We start from the raw sequence: 20,250 nt of genomic DNA on the forward strand, positions 1-20,250 counted from the left end.
GGAATACAAATCTCATTATAATCTTCACTCCTTCACAGGTGCAATGAATCAATCATATGAAGGTGAATGAACCTGATTTTTCGGAGTGAACAATTCATACTGTAGTGAATTTATTGGAGAAACGCCTCAAGTCAGATGACAAATCGCGCAGTAATCCGTTAGAATGTCACGGAATTCCATGATAATGACAGAAGGGATGAAGCGGCAATGATAAATTCGAAGCTAAAACAGATTTGGTATGGAGGAGACTATAATCCGGATCAATGGCCGGAGGAGATATGGCATGAGGATATGCGCTTGTTTAAAGAAGCAGGAATTAATGTCGTAACGCTTCCTGTGTTCAGCTGGGCGAAGCTTCAGCCCGCGGAGGATGCGTACCAGCTAGAATGGCTGGACAAGCTGTTGAATCTCATCGCTGACAACGGTATTTATGCTTGCCTTGCGACATCGACTGCGGCGCAGCCCGCGTGGATGTCACGTAAATATGAGGACGTGCTGCCGGTGGATGTTGACGGAAGGAAGCGGACACATGGCGCACGCACTAATTTTTGCCCCAATAGCAAGACGTATCGGCGTTTATCGAGTCAACTGGCTCGCACACTGGCCGATCGCTATAAGGACCATCCTGCTCTGCTCATTTGGCATATTAATAATGAGTACGGCACGCATTGCTACTGCTCTAATTGTGCGGCGGAGTTTCGGGAATGGCTGAAGGTGAAATATGAGACGATTGACAGGCTGAACGCCGAATGGAATATGAGCTTTTGGGGCCACACCGTCTACGAATGGGAAGAGATTGTGCCGCCATCCAATCTTAATGGGGACAATCGCAACTTCCAACCGATGGCTCTCGATTACAAAAGGTTCATGTCTGACTCGATTTTAGGCTGCTATCAGGGGGAATACGCACAGCTGAGAGAGGTTACACCGGATATCCCGATTACAACGAATATTTGGGGCTTGTTTAACGGTCTCGATCTCAAAAAATGGGGAGATGCGATGGATGTTGTATCCTGGGACAGCTATCCCCAAATGAATGAGCCGATGAGCAATGTGGCGATGCGCCATGATTATATGCGCGGCTTAAAGGAAGGCAAGCCATTCATGCTGATGGAGCAGACGCCAAGCCAGCAGAACTGGCAGCCCTACAACAGCTTGAAGCGTCCTGGCGTGATGCGGCTCTGGAGCTATCAAGCGGTAGCGCATGGGGCAGATACGGTTATGTTCTTTCAGCTTCGCCGTTCATTCGGAGCCTGCGAGAAATACCATGGAGCTGTGATTGAGCATGTTGGGCATGAGGATACGCGGGTATTTAAAGAGTGTGCGACGCTCGGGCGCGAGCTTGGTGAGCTTGGCGATCGGCTGCTGGATTCTGAGGTTCATGCTGAGGTTGCCTTATTGTTTGATATTGATACATGGAACGCGGTAGAGATCACGAGCGGACCAAGCGTTGACTTGAACTATTTGGATCAAGCACAGCGGTACTATAAAGCCTTTTATAATCAAAATGTTGCCGTAGACGTTCTAAGTCCATTGAGTGACTTCTCTAAATACAAAATACTCGTTGCTCCCGTGCTGTATATGCTGAAGCCAGGGGTTGCCGAGCGTATTGAGCAATTTGTGCGCGAGGGAGGCACCTTCATAACGACCTTCTTCAGCGGCATTGTGAACGAGAATGATCTTGTAACACTAGGCGGCTATCCTGGCAAGCTTCGCAATCTTCTTGGACTATGGGTAGAAGAAATCGACAGCCTGCTGCCTGAGATGCGCAACAGCATTAATATTGGCGAGGCGTATGGCTATGTAGCCGGATCGTATGAATGCGGCCTGCTGTGTGACCTGCTTCATTTGGAGGGGGCAAGGGCAATTGGGACTTATGGCTCTGATTTTTATGCGGGCATGCCTGCGCTGACGGTGAATGCTTATGGCGAAGGTGAAGCTTATTATGTGGCAACGGCTCCTGAGCCGAAGCTGCTGGCTGATTTAACGCGTACACTGTGCGAGAAGCATCAAATCGCAGCCCCGTTCAAGGCGGGAGAGGGTGTGGAGCTGGCGCAGCGAAGGAAGGGAGACCAGCTGTACACCTTCGTATTGAATCATAATCGTGCTCCAGCAGCGATTGAGCTTGAAGAAACGGTCTATGTTGATTTATTAACGAGGTGTACAGTTAGTGGGACGAAAGAAATAGAGCCATATGGCGTTATGATTTTGCAAAAAGTATAGAAAATGGTGCGAAAATCACGAGCTCACTAGTCTCGAATACCTATTCGAGCAGCTGAGTTCGTGTTTTTTTTAAATATAGGAAAGTAGATCATTTGGCCATACTTTCTCTATATTTCTGGGAATGAAACGCGCTGGCGCCGCCAAAGGACGGCGACAGCCGTTTCACCTTGTTGCCCAAAAACAGCAGAATCGCTTGTTTTTGCATAAAAGTTTAAATCGTTCACTCGCTATTTCGCTATTTCGTTCACTAAACTTAATATCTTGCTCTATCCTGCGCTTGCCGGCTCGATGTACGGTGTTAACAGAGCAAACGACACACTGAAGCAAACGACTGACACCGCTGCTAAGGCGGGAAGAAACGTTTTCTAAGTGCAGTATAAGCCGCGCAGCAGTCAAATGCATGCGTTCTTATATTAGAAAAATAGAAAAGAACACTGTGAGAGGAGACATCATCTGCATGTTGAAAAAAAATGGAGTGCTTAAGGAACTGGTAACCAATCGCATACTCTTCATTATGTTGTTGCCAGCGCTTATCTTCTTCCTAATTAACTCGTATGTACCTATGGTAGGGATCTACTATGCCTTCACCCGATTCGACTTCAACACAAGCTTGTTCAACAGCCAATTCGTTGGATTCGACAACTTCAAGTTTTTATGGAAATCGGGGGTACTTGCTAGACTTACCTTAAATACGGTCGGCTACAACATCGTGTTTATACTACTCGGAAACGTACTAGCTATTGCGTTGGCGATTCTGCTAAGCGAGCTTCGTCTTCAGTGGTTTAAGAAGCTGACGCAATCGATCATGTTTCTTCCATACTTTGTATCCTTCGTTATTCTTAGCGTTATCGTGTATAACGTGTTCAACTACGAAAGCGGATTTCTGAATTCAACGCTGAAATCGTTCGGGTACGAGCCGCTAGATGTATACAATACGCCTTGGATATGGGTGTTCCTTATCATCATCTTCTACCTTTGGAAAAATATCGGCTACAGCATGGTTATCTATCTGGCTTCGATTACAGGCATTAGCGAGGAATATTACGAGGCTGCCAAAATTGACGGCGCGAATATTTTTCAACGTATTTGGTACATTACGGTGCCGATGCTGAAGACGACCTTCGTTATGCTTCTCTTGTTCGCCCTCGGCAGCATCATGAAGGGACAATTCGATTTGTTCTATCAGCTCATCGGCAACAACGGCGTATTGTACAACACAACCGATATTCTTGATACGTATGTGTATCGTTCATTGAAGGTAACATTCGATATCGGTATGTCAACGGCAGCAGGGCTTTATCAATCGCTGTTCGGCTTCATTCTTATTATGACGGTCAACTATATTATTAAGAAAATTAATGACGAGTACGCATTGTTCTAAACTATCTGAAGCATACGCTATCAGCCTACTGTAGGAGGTACCCATGAAGATCAAAGACGACAGTTATATGAAATGGTTCAGACTCATTGCTTTTGTAGTCATACTGGCTACAACTGTGGCTTGCTTGTTTCCGTTTCTGCTTATTATTTCAGCTTCCTTTACGCAAAATGAGGCGATCATCCGAGATGGCTACCATCTCATTCCGACTGTATTTTCCTTCGAGGGGTATGCAACGGTGTTCCGCTTTCCGAAGCAGGTATTGACTGCCTATGGCGTAACCACCTTCGCAACCGTTGTGGGAACGACACTAGGGCTGTTCTTTATGACAATGGCTGGTTATGTGCTGCAGCGCAGAGATTTTAAATACCGCAACTTCTTCGCGTTTATGATTTATTTCACGACGCTGTTTGGCGGAGGTCTCGTGCCTTGGTACATCTTAATTACAAAGTATCTGAAGCTTACGGATAAGATCGAAGTATTGATTTTACCAGGCCTTATGACGCCTTTCCTCATTATATTGATGAAAAACTTCATTCGCTCGGCAGTACCGGATGAGGTAATCGAGTCTGCAAAAATTGATGGTGCCAATGACTTTACCATCTATAGCCGCATCGTGCTTCAGCTTTCCATGCCGGGTATCGCAACTGTGGGCTTGTTCCTGGCGCTTCATTATTGGAATGACTGGTTTACGTCCTCATTGTTCATCAACGATACGACGAAGTACCAGCTGCAATACTACTTGTACAACGTAATTAACGCCATGAGCTTTATTGCACAAATGGGCTCGGGAACCGGTGTTTCGTTAGGATCGGATATGCCAACTGAATCAACGAAGATGGCAATGTCCATCATTGTCACGGGGCCGATCCTCTTCTTGTATCCGTTCGTACAGCGTTATTTTGTTAAAGGGTTGACGATAGGCGCGGTAAAAGGTTAGAACTAGACGAGGATATACAATTCCAAGTTTAGCTGACATAGAAAAAAACAGATTAAAGGGAGGATTCACATGAAAAGGAATGCATTTAAAGCAGTTACTATGCTATTATCGATCATTTTACTTATGACTGTTCTGGCAGCCTGCGGATCGAACAACAACAATAACGGGGGCTCTAATGCAACAAATGCACCAAAAGATCCGGCAAACACATCGACGGACAAAACAGAAGAAAAAACAGGAATCGATACGTCGAAAAAAGTAGAGCTACAATTCTACATGCTGGGCGACGCTCCTAAAGACATTGCTTCCATTCAAGATCAAATCAACAAAATGGCTCTTGAGGATTTGAATGCAACTGTAAAATTCAACTACACTTCATGGACGGACTGGGATCAAAAGTATAAGCTGCTGCTTGGTTCAGGCCAACAGGTTGACTTGATCTTCACAGCAGAATGGACGCAGTACCAATCCTATGCGAAAAAAGGCGCTTTCCAAGCGCTTGACGAAATTCTTCCTGTAGCTGCACCTACACTAAACGCTTATGTACCTGGCGATATGTGGGAAGCTGTAAAAATCGATGGTCAAATTTACACCGTTCCAGCTACTTATAAAGAGTACGTAACCGACGGTTTTGTATGGCGCGAGGATCTTCGTGAGAAGTACAATCTGCCTACACCAGTAGATATTGCGACTTTCGAGCAATATTTGGAAGGCATTAAGAAAAACGAGCCTACTGTAACACCGCTTTCTATGAACTCTGATGTGAAAACAAATCTTATGGATCGCTTTAAAGGTATTGCAGGCGCTCCAATCGGTGCTCTTCCTTATGGTGTTGGAGTAAACTATGCAACACCTAGCGAAGTTTACTCCTACTGGGGTTCAGATGAGCAAAAAGAGCATTTGACTGTTCTTAAGCGCTGGCAGGACAACGGTTATATGGTGAAAAACGTTCTAGCCGTTAAAGATACGCTTCAAGATCAAATTACGAGCGGTAAAGCAGCAGCAATCCTTGGCGATAACCCAACTCGTTTCAATGATATGGTGATCAAGATTCAATCGACTCATCCAGAATGGAAGCTTGGCTACCACCCATTCCCTATAACAAACGGAATTGCGACACCAGTTCACCCGATCCATAACGGCTTTGCAATTCCAGCAAGCAGCAAAAATGCTGAGCGCGCACTAGCGTTCTACGAGAAGATGGTAACGGATGAGCGTTATAACATGCTGACACAATACGGCGTAGAAGGTAAAAACTACGAAGTAAAAGACGGCTACTATTCTATGATTGGCGATTCCAACACCAATGGCTTCCCTCGTGAGGGCATGAACGGCTGGGCTTGGAGAAATCCAGACTACATGCTGTTCGATAAAAACTACGACGGCGTAAAAGCGATCTTTGACGAGCTTGATAAAATTCAAGTGCCTGATAAATTCACAGGTTTTGCTGAGGATTACACTGAATATCAAGCAGAAAGAGCAGCTCTTGAGCAAGTGGAGAAGCAATATCTGTTCCCGCTTAATGCTGGTCTTGTAAAAAGCGTGGATGAAGGACTTGCCACATTCATGGAAAAAGCAAATCAAGCAGGTCTTGAAAAAATTCAAGCTGAATACACGAAACAATGGCAAGCTTATGTAACAGAGCAAGGCATTAAATAATTGATTTTCAGAGGCTGTCTTGGAGGTAGTTCATCTATCGCTGAGACAGCCTTGATTATAAGTATTTAGGAGAGCGCTTACAGAAAAGATGATTATTTGAATATATTAATTCGGTATAAATCGAGGGAGATAACCTCCTTCGTAAGCGCTCCAATTCAACTGAATGGAGGAAAAATGCACGATGAAACCAGCTCCCTTATTTTCGAAAATGTTGCTTGCTTTTATAATCGTATTTTCCAGCATTGTGCCTGCGTACGGCTTTGCGGCAGAAGGGGCATCTGTTGTACCTTCAAGCGTAATATTCGAGGATGATTTTCAGGATGGAAATTCAGTAGGGTGGACGCTCAATAATTCATCGATTTTGAGCGTTGCGAACGACCCGGCGCTTGCAAGCAATAAAATGCTGAGTGTCAGCAGTGGCGATGAAGCGATTGCAACGATTGACAGCAGCCCAAGCAGCAACTATGACTACGAAGCAAAGGTGAAAAAGGTCACCACCGGTTCATTTGTAGGAATACTTGCTCGCTACACGAATACGGACAACTATTATATGTTTCAACTTGGTGATGGAAAGTACTCGCTCTCCAAGAGAGTTGGAGCAACGACTACTACACTCTTGGATTATCCAGCGACAATTGCAGTTGGTCAGTGGTATACGATGCGGCTTGTAGTAGACGGGAGCATCATTAAAGCTTATGTGGATAATAAGCTGATTGCTCAGGTAAGCGATTCATCGTTAGCCACAGGCAAGGCTGGCTTTCGCTCCAGATGGGAGAAGTCGGGTATTGATGATGTGCAGCTCCGGAGCATCGGAACTCTTCCTGAAGCGACTGCTGCGAATGTAACCTCTTCATCAGCAACGATTTCATGGGATAGCGATCCGAGTGCAACGCTATACCGACTTTATCGCTCAACCCAGCCGAATGCCGGCTTCGCACAGATTTACAGCGGTACGGATTTAACTTTTGCAGATACGAATCTTGCTACGGGTGTAACGTATTATTACCGGGTTTCCGCTGAGGGTGATAGCTATTCAGCAGCAACGCCAACGCTTATTATGACAACGGTATTGGTATTGCCTTCATCGGTGGATTTGCTCCCGGGGATTATCGCTGCCTATAAATTTGACGAAACCTCTGGGATGACGGCATCCTCAATAGCTGCAGGCACCAACCAGACGAAGGCGAATTTGGTCGGCGGAGCGACATGGACGACCGGCCGTTCCGGCGGTGCGGTTGAACTAGACGGCGTCAATGGTCATGTTACGCTTCCAAATGGTATTTTGAACGGATTGACGGATATGACCATTACAACTTGGGTAAATCAGAAAGAGCTTAAGAAATGGGGCCGGATCTTTGATATCGGTTTGGGCACTAACAATTACATTTTTCTGACTGCAAGCACGGACGGCGATGCAAGCAGATTTGTGTTCAAAAACGGCGGCGCAGAGCAGTATGCAACAGTTAGTCCGGCGCAGCAAGCCGCGAATGAATGGATGCATTATGCGGTAACGCTGTCAGGAAGTACAGCAACGATTTACATCAATGGTGTCGAAGTTGCTCGCAATAGCAATATGACAATCACACCGAAGGATCTTGGCAATACAACGCTCAACTATATCGGCCGCTCGATGTTCAGCGCTGATCCTTATATGAAAACGAAAATAGACGATTTCTATGTATTCAATCGCAGTCTTAGTCCTGCGGAAATCGCATTATTCACGCAGCCTGAAGATCAGGCTAAGGTAGCAGAGGATCATGCTGCTTTGACGCTGGGTGATACGAGCATGGTGATGGCGGATTTGAAGCTGCCTGTTCAGGGAGCAAGCGGCACACAAATCAGCTGGGAATCTAGTAATACCGCTGTTATTAACGCAAGCGGAGCGGTTGCACGTCCAGCATTAGGAGCGCTAGATGTAGAGGTTGTCCTAACCGCAACGATTAAACGTGGCAACGAGGAGCTAACCAAAATATTTACTGCAACTGTGTTTGCGGAGATGTACGATGATGGTGCAGTTGCAGTAGACAAAGCAGCACTTGTTATTTACAACGCGAATGCGGTAACCGGTAAGCTTACATTGCCGAATACTGGAGCGAATTATACTACGATTAGCTGGAAATCTGATTCTCCTATGAATCTTAGACCAGATGGCATGGTTAGCCGTCCGGCGGCTGGCAAGGGTGATCTGAATGTCATCTTGACGGCAACGATTACAAGGGGAACGGTAACAGATACAAGAGACTTTGCTATCAAAATATTAGAGCAGGACGCGATTAGCGGATATTTATTTTCCTTTAAGAAAACCGCAACGGGTAACGATGCACAGTACTATGCAGTCAGCCGGAACGGCAGAGCGTGGACTGAGCTGAACAGCAATGCGAGTCTTGTAGATATTCAGGGGGCGAATACATTCAAGCTGCTCCTTGAAGACAGATGGTACAAATATGAGAATACGAATGGTTCATGGTCGCTCTACTCCAGTACGATATCGAGTGGGGACTGGACGAAGGATACAGGAGGCTTCACACTGCCAGCAGGAGCGATATCGGGCAGCTTCACGCCGATTACTGAAACGCAGTGGAGCCAATATGTGAACAGTCTGTCTACGGCAAGAACGCTTGAAGTATTGAAGGCATCAACGAGAGTAGGCTTCGAGCCAAGGCTGCCTTCTGAAGTGAAAATCGACTATACAAACAATCTGTATACCACCGTGGAAGTGGACTGGGATGTGATTGACCCAGCGAGATACGAAGCGGTAGGGTCATTTACTGCGTCAGGCACGGTTAAAGGCCAAAGCACGCGTGTTCAAGCGGCTGTGACTGTCATAAACGATAGCGCCTACAGCGACACGATTCGTAACGGTGAATTCTGGTATGACGATGAGGGCGGATTAATTCAGGCTCACGGCGGTCATATCATTAAAGTAGAAGATACGTATTATTGGTTTGGCGAGGATAAAGGACATAATTCAGCGGTGCTGAAGGGTGTATCCATTTATGCCTCCAAGGATCTAAAAACATGGCAATATCGCAATACGGTATTGACGCCAACCGATCATCCGCAGCTTGCTTCGGCTAAGATTGAGCGTCCGAAGGTGCTCTATAATGCGAAAACAGGCAAATATGTGCTGTGGGGACATTGGGAAGAGTCCGGCAACTACAATCAAGCGAATGTCATTGTAGCGATATCGGATACGGTTGATGGCGATTACACCTATGTGAATCGTTTCCAGCCTGGCGGCATGCAGTCCAGAGACTTTACAGTGTTCAAGGATGATGATGGTCAAGCTTATTTATTCTCATCTTCGAATAATAATGCCGATATGAATGTTTTCCGTCTTACGGATGATTATTTGTATGTAGATGAATTTCTGTACACCGCATTTCCTGGCGGAAAGCGTGAATCACCAGCTATCGTCAAGAAGGACGGTATCTATTACATGTTCACCTCCGGCTTGTCCGGCTGGTATCCGAATCAGGGCATGTATGCTACAACAACTAATTTAGCTGATAAAAACGGATGGTCAGAGCTTAAGAAATTCGGAGACCCTGCGACGTATTATACGCAATCCGCCTTTATCGTAAGCGTATATGGCTCGGAAACGACGTCTTACGTTTATGTAGGCGACCGCTGGACACCGACTGCACTAAGGGAATCCCAATACATTTGGCTTCCGCTGCAATTGGACAATGGTTTGGCAGAGCTTACTTATTCTGGAGATTGGGATTTGAATGCGGCAACGGGCCACTTCGAGACACCGAAGGATTTGCTCGTATCTCAGGGCAAGCCGGCTGTGGCGAGCTCCGCGGCTTCAGGCTTTGGTGCTTCCGCAGCGAATGACGGAAATTATGACACGTATTTTGACGCAGGAACGACTGCCTTTGGAAATACGTGGGAGGTTGATCTTGACCGCGAGTATGATCTGAGCCGCATCGATCTGAGCTGGAGAGAGTGGAATGGCTCGGAAGTCTATTATCAATACAAAATCGAGGGTAAGAAGACGAGCAGCGATGCTTATACTATGCTGATCGATCAAACAACCAACACAACACCTTCCTTTAACAGTCACAAGCTGGCTGGCAACTATCGTTATGTGAAATTGACGATTACCGGTCAGAAGGGGCATACGAACAATGCTGGAAATACAGTGACCTGGTACAGAGGGCTGTATGAAGTGAAAATATACAGCTCGAATATGGGGCTTGATACACCGCAGGGATTGACGGCTACGGCTATGAAGACCGCAGAGGACATGACAAGCATCAATGTAAGCTGGAGCAATGTAACGAATGCAAGCCACTATACGCTATCTCGTTCGGATAGCTTGGATGGAGAGTATACTTCCATCTATTATGGCAGAGCTGCATCCTACGAGGATATTGGGCTTGCTTCTGGCAAAACGTATTACTATAAAGTAAAAGCGCAGCATGCAGGCGGAGAATCGGAAATTTCCGCTGCGGTCAGTGCGAAGACTTACGTCGTGCCGGCATCATCGATTACGTTCGATAACCGCAACAACCTTTGGTATGATACGGATGGCAATGTAATGCCAATCGGAAGCTATCTCCAAGTAGGTGATACTTGGTATTACTATACGACTGTAGGCGATGGCTTCCGGTTCACGGATATGATCGTTTATACGTCAAACGATTTTAAAAATTGGACACTGCAGGATGAGGTTCTCCTAAGTGACGAGTCACATACTGAGCTGGCTGCAAGCAAGCTGGAAGCGATGAGCGTCATTTACAACCAGGAAACAGGCAAATATGTAGCTTGGTTCCACTATGAGAATGCGGTTGATTATACACTTGCAAGAGTTGCTGCAGCCGTATCGGATACGCCAACTGGACCATTTGTGTTCCAAGGCAGCTTCCGCCCACTTGGCAATGATTCAAGAGATCTTACCACCTTTGTAGACGAGGATGGATCGGCATATTTGATCTCTTCAACAAATACGAACTCGGATTTGAATTTGTATAAGCTCTCTAGCGATTATTCGACGGTAGATGAATCTGCGGGAGCAACGAAGATTTACACAGGCAAGCATCGCGAAGCACCTGCAATGGTGAAGCATAACGGAGTATACTTCTTATTCTCCTCCGGGGCAGCGGGCTGGAGGCCGACGCAGGGCACCTACTCTACGGCGACGTCCATTACGGGACCTTGGAGTGAACCGCAAAAAATCGGAAATGCTTCAACGTTTGGCGGTCAATCAGGCGGCGTGCTTACCATTCAAGGCACTGAGGCGACCTCCTACATTATGATGTCGAACCAATGGAAGCCTGAAGATTTGAAATTGTCGAAGCGGGTTTGGATGCCAATCAGCTTTAATGGTTTGACAGCTTCCTATGATTATTCAGACTTCATTACAGTAGATCCAGGTACGGGTGTCGTATCCGGCTTGACGGATGGACAGCTCTTGTCAGCAGGCAAGCCGGCAACGGCTAGCGATTGGAGCGGTGTAAACCGCCCGCAAAATGCAAATGACGGAGATTACACATCAAGCTGGGTTGGCGAAAATAATACTTGGCCGAAATGGTGGCAGGTAGATTTGGGCGGAACCTACAGTCTGAGCAGTATTCAGATTTCTTGGTTCCTGTACAACGGTTCAGAGGCATACCATAAGTATAAAATCGAAACGAGCCTAGACGGTGTTCATTATACACTAGCGCTGGATCGACTCGACAATACGAGCTATGGCTTTACGACGGACAGCTTATCAGGCCTAGCCAGATATGTGAGAGTGCAGCTTGTAGATGCCGTGCTTCACAACAACCCAAGCAACTGGTATACGCCTCAGCTTGGAGAAGTGAAGGTGTACGGTCATGCGACTAACAATCCTGTTCAGCTTGCTGTTGATGAGGCGACAGAAAGTGCAGTGACGCTTTCTTGGAAGAAGGTTGCGCAAGCATCCGGCTATAATGTGTATCGCTCCGATGCATTGGATGGCGATTATGTCCAAGTTAATGGTGTTAGTATTTTGACTAATGTTTATACGGATGCAGGGTTGGATGCAAATACGACCTATTATTACAAGGTAACCGCAATGTATGAGAGCATAGAGTCAGCTTTGTCAGTGCCTGTTGAGGCGAAGACGAAGGAGCTTTCAGCCGGTGCTCCTGCAGATTTGCAAGTGGTAGAAGTATCGGTAGATTCAGTGAAACTGTCATGGAAGCAATCAGAGAATACAGTTACTTATAACGTTTATCGTTCCGATGCTTTGAATGGGCCTTATGTGAAGATTAATTCGGCAGACATTGCTGATACTTCTTACACAGACACAGGGCTGAGTGCAGATACAACGTATTACTACAAAGTGTCAGCTGTGAACATTGCGCTTGAATCGGAGCTTTCAGAAGCTGTGCAGGTGAAGACAAAGGCAGAAGAAACGGATCCGGTAGATCCGGTTGATCCGGTTGATCCAGTGGATCCGGTAGATCCGGTAGATCCAGTAGATCCGGTAGATCCGGTAGATCCGGTAGATCCGGTAGATCCGGTAGATCCAGTGGATCCGGTAGATCCGGTAGACCCAGTAGATCCGGTAGATCCTGTCGTTCCTGGGAATGGCAGCGGGTCTAGTGTGAATAATGATTCGGTTCAAGCAGCCGGAGGCAGTATTACGGTGAAGACGTCAGTGGACGGAAGCGGCATTTTGAATGCTCGCATTACGGAGGCTGATTTGAAGAAGGCGCTCGAATCCGATATTTCTACTGTGCTGAAAATTAATTTGCAAGCAAGCAACAACGGTGCTAGTAATGGTGCAAAAGTAACAATTCCCGTTCAGCAGCTGTTAAGTGCACAACAAGGAATTACACAAATTGCGGTGAGCACAGGTGATGTGACGGTTTACTTTGGAACGGAAGCTTCGTCAGGTATTTTGACCGAAGGCGCTCAGCAGGTAGAAGTTGTCTTTACTAAGGTTAATGATTCTGATCTTCCAGCAGGCGTGAAGGAGCAAGTTAATGGGCATCCAGTCTATGACTTCAAACTAAGCGTTGATGGCGATAACGTAAGTGAGTTTAATCTAAGCCAACCTGTTACCGTTGAAATGAAGTATACACTTCAACCGGGCGAGAAATCGCATCAAATTGTTATCTATTATATTGGTGAGGATGGCAAGCTTGAAGTGGTTCGCAATGTGAAGTACAACGAAGCGACAGGTACGATTAGCTTTAAGCCGAAGCACTTCAGCCGTTATGCGGCAGCACATGCCGCTGTAGCTTTCAGTGATCTATCGAAAGCATCTTGGGCACAAACGATGATTGAAGCTTTAGCTGCAAGAGAAATCGTTCGCGGAACTGGCGAGGGGGTTTTCGAACCAGCGAGAGCAGTAACGAGAGCAGAATTTGTACAGCTGCTTATAAGCTCGCTTGGACTTATCGACGAGCAAGCAAGCAGCAGCTTCAGCGATGCGAAAGAAGGAGCATGGTACTTCGCTTCAGTCGCTTCCGCTGAAAAACTCGGCATCGTAAAAGGAAAAGCGGACGGCTCCTTCGGAGCCAACGAATCCATTACGAGAGAGGATATGGCGGTCATGCTGTCTCGCGCAGCAGCGCTTGCTGGCATTACGGGCAATGGGACTATTGCAGGTCAGTCATTTAAGGACCAAGCAGCAATTTCAGCTTATGCGGTTGAAGCAGTAGGCGCGATGCAGGAGGCAGGCTTCATCAACGGCTTCACTGATGGAAGCTACCAGCCTAAGCAGCAAACGACTCGCGCACAAGCAGCAGCTGTTATTTACAAATTGCTTAATCTATAATTTCAGAGCTATTTAGAGAAGACAGATCATTCCTCGTCGTTAGAGGGTGATCTGTCTTTTTCTGTTTCATTGGAGGTAGTGTAAGGGGGCAGGATGGCCAGCAGGGCTCAATAGGAAACAGGAAATGATCTCTAATGTACTTTATGCAATGTAGAGCGTAGCAGAAGGGGAGACATGGAGCTACGTTGTACTAAATACAATAGAATGGCGGATAATTGGCTGTTTTCGTATAAGGAGGGTCGATTCTATTGCACTAACTACACTCTACGCCGTTAGGAGCCTCTCAGATGTCGGTTTGATTGTATAAAGTGCAGTGTAGCAGGAGGCATAATGTTTGAGCTAGTCTTAAATGGACTTGAGCGGTGGGAAGTGAAGTATAGGCTGCGAGAATGTAGGCTGAAATAGCAATTGTGGAGGTAAGAGAAAGAAAGTTCGCGTACTGAGCAAGTTATTACGCGATAACTTAACTGGTGTCGTAACCAGATCTTATCGGAGTTATAATGTAGGAAGAAGATATACGTCGGTTGGAAGCAGGAGGGTACATAAATGAGCAGAATTTTGGAGAAGCTTCGCAAGGGCTATGGGAAAAAGCTCGTTTCGCTTCATGCCTGGAATGGCTGGATTGTTGTTATTTTGGCATTGACCGGGCTTATTCTGGTGGGTGGCTTCTGGCGTGGGTTTCTGGGCGAAGGCCGGGTATGGATTAAATGGGCGCATATCGTCGTTGGGATTACTTCTATTTTACCAGTCATCTATTACCTCCTCCTTGCGGGCAAGCATTGGAAGCAGCTGAAGCAAAAGCCTTGGCAGCGATTTAATGTGCTTGTAGTGCTGGGCTTACTGCTTGGCTGGTTCGGTTCAGGGGTGCTGCTGTGGCAATTTAAGGCGGTAGGTCCGGGAATATCAAACGCCGCGTTAGTCGTACATGATTTGTTAACGTGGATCGGTCTTCCTTATATTATTTACCATTCGATCACTAGAGTGAAATGGCTAAAGGAGCCGAATCGTCGTACGATTAAAAATGAGCAGAACGAAGCGGATGCCCTGCATCCCGCAGGATCGCCTCAGGCCGTCTATACGCGTAAAGCGTTCATACGCGGTGCGATAGGTTTAGGATTAGCGGTTACGATTGGTCCGTCTTTTCTCAAATGGCTGGGCACCTCGCTTGGAAGCATTGGCGGGGGCCAAACGATAGATAAGCTGATCGAAAATGATGCCAATATGCTCCTCCCAGCACCACAGCCGCTGCCTGCTTCCGCCCCACCGATGGGGGGAGGCGCAATTGGACAGTTCCGTGTGTATACGGTAACGCCGATTCCTTCTTTTACAAATGCGGACTGGATGTTTCAAATCGATGGACTTGTCGATAAGTCATTCAAATGGGACTGGCAGCAGTTTGTGGCGCTGAAGCGAACGGTGCAGGTCAGTGATTTTCACTGTGTGACGGGCTGGTCGGTGTACAAAAACACGTGGGAGGGCATTCCGCTCAAAGAGCTATTGAGGATGGCGGGTGTGCAGTCTGGTGCTGAAACGGTGAAGCTTTATTCGGGGGATGGCGTGTACACGGATACGCTAACGCTAGAGCAAGCCGACATGGATGATGTGATGGCCGCGGTTATGCATGACGGCAAGCCGATTCCGAGCGACCTCGGCGGTCCGGTTCGTCTCATCGTACCAAAAATGTACGCGTACAAGTCGGTGAAGTGGCTAAACCGCATCGAGTTGATTAAAGGCGAGCATGTGGGTTATTGGGAAGCACGCGGTTACTCGAACGATGCTTGGGTGTAGAGGCGGGCCTGCTGCAGGCCTGCCGTTTTTTTTGTGTGACCAACGGAGAGAAGACTTTAGTACCAGAATACATTATTTGGATGACATTTAACTGTAAAAGCTAAGATCGCCCCCTATTCCTGTGGCAGTAATTATATGAATATGGTAGGGACAGGCATCCCGACGATTGTTTGCCCCTTTCACATTTCGATGACATTCTCTCTGGAGCGACAGGCGAAGAAACCCGTCCGTCAAGGACGGTAAGCTCGGGTCTGCAGAGAAAGGAGGAATTGGACGACCATTTGGAACGGAGACAGGCTATGTTTGTATGCACTCATTAAATTCGAGGAGGAGAAAGAATGAATCATGCAGTTGACAAGCAAGTCTACAGGAAGTGGTTATCCGCAGCTCTGATTGTCGCGTTACTGCTGGCGACGATGGTGCTGACGCCATCGTATGCCCGCGCAGCTTCCGCGTTCGCGCAGACAGCGGCGTCGAGCTTTAACGCACAGTCGGGCATCCAGTTGGAAACGTCGAGCGAGGGCGGGCAGAATGTCGCGTTTATTGATAACGGAGACTATATTCGGTTTGATGGGGTCGATTTCGGCAGTGGTGCAAGCGCTTTCTTCGTTAGGGTAGCGAGCAATGCAAGCGGTGGAGCTGTCGAGGCGCGGCTGGGCAGCGTGAACGGCACGCTGGCGGCTACATGCACAGTGCCGGCTACAGGCGGCTGGCAAAGTTGGACTACGGTTACGTGCAGCGTAAGCGGCAATCCAACCGGCACGCAAACGTTGTTTCTGAAATTTACGGGGGGAGCGGGCAATTTGTTCAATATGCTGTGGTTCCAATTCTCTGGATCGAAATCGGCATTCGTACAGACGGAAGCGGAGCAATATGACGCACAGCTGGGCACGCAGCTTGAAGCGTCGAGCGAAGGCGGACAGAATGTCTCGCATATTGACAATGGAGACTATATCCGTTTCAACAATATTAATTTCGGCAGTGGTGCAAACGCTTTCGTTGCTCGTGTCGCAAGCCAAACCAGCGGCGGCTCCATCGAAGTTCGATTGGGCAGCGTGAATGGAACGTTGGCTGGAACCTGCACCGTTTCCGGTACGGGCGGCTGGCAGACTTGGATAACGACAACATGCGCGGTCTCGAACATATCGGGCGTGCATGATTTGTTTCTGAAGTTCGTCGGCGGAGCGGGCAATTTGTTCAACTTGAACTGGTTCCGCTTCGATCCAACGGCGCCTCAGCCGTCAGGAGGGGATGTTGTCGGCAAAGTAATCGCGGGCTATCAAGGCTGGTTCAATGCTACTGGGGACGGTTCTCCGAACGGCGGCTGGATTCATTGGTCAAAGAACAGCTCCGCTCCGGGAACCGGCAGCAACGTAAACTTCGACCTGTATCCGGATCTCAGAGAATATTCGAAGACGTACGCAACCAGCTTGCAAAACTTGAATAACGGCCAACAGGCTAGACTGTTCTCGTCCTATGACCAAGAGACGGTCAACAAGCATTTTGAATGGATGCAGACCTACAACATAGACGGCGCGGCCTTGCAGCGGTTCGGCGCCAGCACGAGCAGTACGCCGGACAACTGGCGGACGAATCGGGACAGCGTGGCGGTTAAGGTGAAAAATGCTGCCGAAAGCTATAACCGCAAGTTTTACATCATGTACGATATTTCAGGCATGGACTCGAATACGTGGGACGATGCGGTCAAGTTCGACTGGACAAACAATATTCTCAGCAACATGAATCTGACCTCTTCTTCGGCCTATGCGAAGCAGGACGGCAAGATTGTCGTCTGTATTTGGGGTATCGGCTTCAACGATCGGCCGGGAACGGCTTCCGAATCGTCGGCTCTTATCCAATGGTTCAAAGATCAGAATATTTACGTCATCGGCGGCGTGCCAACTTATTGGCGTACCGGTGTTGAAGACTCAAAGTCGGGCTTCCTCAGCGTATATCAATCGTTTGACATGCTCTCGCCTTGGTATGTAGGCCGCTTCGGAGGTTTGGACGGTGCGGATCACTTCAAAAACAATCTGATGCAGCCGGATGTGGCCATGACGAACCAGCAGGGCATCGATTATCAGCCGGTGCTGTGGCCGGGCTTCTCCTGGTATAATCTTCACGGCGGGCCGCAGAACCAAATTCCGAGGCTGCATGGCGATTTCATATGGCGTCAGGCGTATAACGCCAAGAGCCTCGGTATTAATACCGGATACGTCGCCATGTTCGACGAATACGATGAAGGCACGGCAATCGCCAAGGCGGCAGAGAACGCCTCGATGATTCCGGCCAACCATTATTTCTTGACGCTCGATGCAGACGGTGTTGCGGTATCGTCGGACTTCTACTTAAGGCTGACAGGCGACATCAATCGAATGCTCAAAGGCCAAATACCGGCAACGGCGCAGCATCCGACGAGTCATCAGTAAGAATGGGCAGCTCTGGACAATGCAGGAGAAAGTGTACAGCTTGTACAGGCGGTCAATGATGGTTCTATAGCTGCAAAATGGGAGACTCCTTTGGGAGTCTCTCTTTCATTAGTTTTTGGCGAATGGAAATCGGGTACAATAGAGTCACGAATAGATGCAGAGAAAGAGAGGTTGAGAAGCATGATGAAATTTCAAACGGTTATTGTATTGGAAGGCAAGACTGCTACCGGTTTCGAGGTGCCTGCCGAGGTTGTGGAATCGCTTGGCTCGGGCAAAAAGCCTGCGGTGCGGGTTGCGATTGGGGATCATACCTATCGCAGTACGATTGCGACGATGGGCGGCAAGTTCATGCTGCCGCTGAGTGCCGAGAATCGCCAAGCCGCAGCCGTTGCTGCGGGCGATACGGTAGAAGTGGCGCTGGAGCTGGACACAGAGCCTCGCGCAATAACGGTGCCCGAAGATTTTGCGGAGGCGCTGGGGCAGGAAGAGGCGGCTTTGAAATTTTTCGAAGGATTAAGCTATAGCAACAAACGGCGGATTGTGTACAACATCGATCAGGCGAAGACTGCCGAAACTCGTCAACGCCGCATTCAGAAAGCAGTGGACTCCTTGAAGGAAGGCAAAGCCTAAAGCTTGAGAAGGAAGGAGCAGGAATGCTCGGATTATCGGGTTCTAGCAGCCTTGCTCAGCCACCATGCCAGAAGAGGCATGCCGACAAGCTCGGATAACAGGGAGCAGACAATGTCAGGACCCAGCGTAACGTCACGGTGAAGTGGTTAAACCGCATCGAGCTGATTAAAGGCGAGCATGTGGGTTATTGGGAAGCTCGTGGTTACTCGAACGATGCTTGGGTGTGATCAATAGTTATGGAGAAGGTGCTTGTGGATGCGCGCTATGCGCTGAACGATTTGGAAGTGGGTAACCGGGCGTACGAGGAAGCACATATATGATCATAAACGCAATTATGGTACAATAGAATCAGCTTAAGCAGGTGGTGAGAAGAATGGAGACAGTACAGACTGAAACCGAATTGTTCGATCATATAGGTCGAATGAACAAAGCGAATTCAGTTTCACGGGTGTATATTCCTGGAAAAGGGACGTTTACCATTGTACTTCAAGAAGAGGATCAGCTATCGATTCGTGCAGAGATTGCGTCCGACCCACGATTACGTCAAATGATTCAAGATAGTAGGGCTGATTATAAGTTAGGAAACGGGCTGAATACGAAACAATTTCTTCAGTCCATTTCACCTGCGGACTTCGAAAAATGAAGGTGCGACAAGTCGTATGGCCAAAACCAGTAAGGAGCAAGCTTCTTTCATTCAGAAGTGAGTTCTTTACCACGGAAGAGACCTTAGATTATATTGTGCAGATTATTCTCGAAACGGAAGATTTGCTTTTAAATCCTGTATTCAACAAACCTTATACGGAGGAATTCGGGGAGTATGCCGGTTTAATGCGCGTTGTTATACGTAAATTCCGCTTTTTTGTAGAGTGTATAGGGGAAGAAACGATTGTAGTGGCTGTTAAATGCCCGGGTGAAAATTAAAATGTTCTTAAATAATTGGGATGCGCTCACGTATAGGTGGTGAGATGCATCCCATTTTTATTCTGCGGCGGTTTTGGAGCTCCGCCCACCCGACTCACGAACTCGACAGCAGAAACAACGTCCTGCGACCATCATGAGCGGCAATACAATGAAGCTGGCGGATCGCCAAGCTCTGTACAGCCACAAGCCCCGCCTTGAAATCACTTTCAATGCATAACGACAGCTGGAGATCAGCGGCAGTTGCCGCTTGCTGATAAAACCGCCGATCTGATCGTTTCCGGCTGGAGTGTATGTTATCTTGGTAACTCGAACAACGCCGATTGGCAGGAAAACAGCAGGAAGGTCATGCATGAAATAAGGCGGATACTCCGGCCCGGAGGGAGGCCATTGAAGAACTAGCGTTGTTAGTTGTAAAAGGTACAGGTGTATGGCGAAAAACACTCTGATTACTTCACTGCTCTCAACATCAAAGCCCTCATCTTGTTTAACAGATGAGGGCTTTGATATTGAAATGGCTCAATAC

General features: G+C 47.6%; 10 protein-coding genes. All 10 read left to right on the forward strand.

Features of this window, described 5'->3' with window-relative positions; translation table 11 throughout:
- The first annotated feature begins 207 nt into the window (after window positions 1–207).
- The 10 genes from MHI37_RS02520 to MHI37_RS02565 all read left to right on the forward strand — a co-directional run bounded on the left by MHI37_RS02520 (window position 208) and on the right by MHI37_RS02565 (window position 19,727).
- Window positions 208–2,223 carry a beta-galactosidase gene (locus MHI37_RS02520; RefSeq protein WP_076338670.1) on the forward strand — a complete coding sequence of 672 codons (2,016 nt, stop codon included), beginning with the start codon at window positions 208–210 and terminating at the stop codon, window positions 2,221–2,223.
- A 457-nt stretch (window positions 2,224–2,680) separates the two neighbouring features.
- Complete coding sequence (locus MHI37_RS02525) at window positions 2,681–3,604, forward strand: ABC transporter permease subunit (RefSeq protein WP_179090281.1); 924 nt, start codon at window positions 2,681–2,683, stop codon at window positions 3,602–3,604.
- Between the two features lie 43 nt (window positions 3,605–3,647).
- Window positions 3,648–4,541 carry a carbohydrate ABC transporter permease gene (locus MHI37_RS02530; protein WP_076338671.1) on the forward strand — a complete coding sequence of 298 codons (894 nt, stop codon included), beginning with the start codon at window positions 3,648–3,650 and terminating at the stop codon, window positions 4,539–4,541.
- A 69-nt stretch (window positions 4,542–4,610) separates the two neighbouring features.
- Window positions 4,611–6,200, forward strand: a complete 1,590-nt coding sequence (locus tag MHI37_RS02535; protein ID WP_076338672.1) for an extracellular solute-binding protein — start codon at window positions 4,611–4,613, stop codon at window positions 6,198–6,200.
- Between the two features lie 181 nt (window positions 6,201–6,381).
- On the forward strand, window positions 6,382–13,959 hold the full coding sequence (locus tag MHI37_RS02540) for an immunoglobulin-like domain-containing protein (RefSeq protein ID WP_179090282.1): 7,578 nt from the start codon (window positions 6,382–6,384) through the stop codon (window positions 13,957–13,959).
- A gap of 546 nt (window positions 13,960–14,505) precedes the next feature.
- A complete protein-coding gene (locus MHI37_RS02545; protein ID WP_076338673.1) occupies window positions 14,506–15,747 on the forward strand; it encodes a molybdopterin-dependent oxidoreductase in 1,242 nt (413 codons plus the stop codon).
- A 338-nt stretch (window positions 15,748–16,085) separates the two neighbouring features.
- On the forward strand, window positions 16,086–18,176 hold the full coding sequence (locus tag MHI37_RS02550) for a carbohydrate-binding protein (RefSeq protein WP_076338674.1): 2,091 nt from the start codon (window positions 16,086–16,088) through the stop codon (window positions 18,174–18,176).
- 180 nt (window positions 18,177–18,356) lie between these two features.
- Window positions 18,357–18,806: a YdeI/OmpD-associated family protein gene (locus tag MHI37_RS02555; protein WP_256710635.1), complete on the forward strand. Its 450-nt coding sequence runs from the start codon at window positions 18,357–18,359 to the stop codon at window positions 18,804–18,806.
- A gap of 373 nt (window positions 18,807–19,179) precedes the next feature.
- Window positions 19,180–19,449: a hypothetical protein gene (locus MHI37_RS02560; RefSeq protein ID WP_076338675.1), complete on the forward strand. Its 270-nt coding sequence runs from the start codon at window positions 19,180–19,182 to the stop codon at window positions 19,447–19,449.
- The gene (locus MHI37_RS02565; RefSeq protein WP_076338676.1) at window positions 19,446–19,727 is read left to right on the forward strand and encodes a hypothetical protein; all 282 of its coding nucleotides are present in this window, start codon (window positions 19,446–19,448) and stop codon (window positions 19,725–19,727) included. The genes MHI37_RS02560 and MHI37_RS02565 overlap by 4 nt, the downstream gene beginning before the upstream one ends.
- The last annotated feature ends 523 nt before the right edge of the window (window positions 19,728–20,250 follow it).

It is taken from the genome of Paenibacillus sp. FSL H8-0548 (assembly GCF_038630985.1).
Classification (GTDB): Bacteria; Bacillota; Bacilli; order Paenibacillales; family Paenibacillaceae; genus Pristimantibacillus.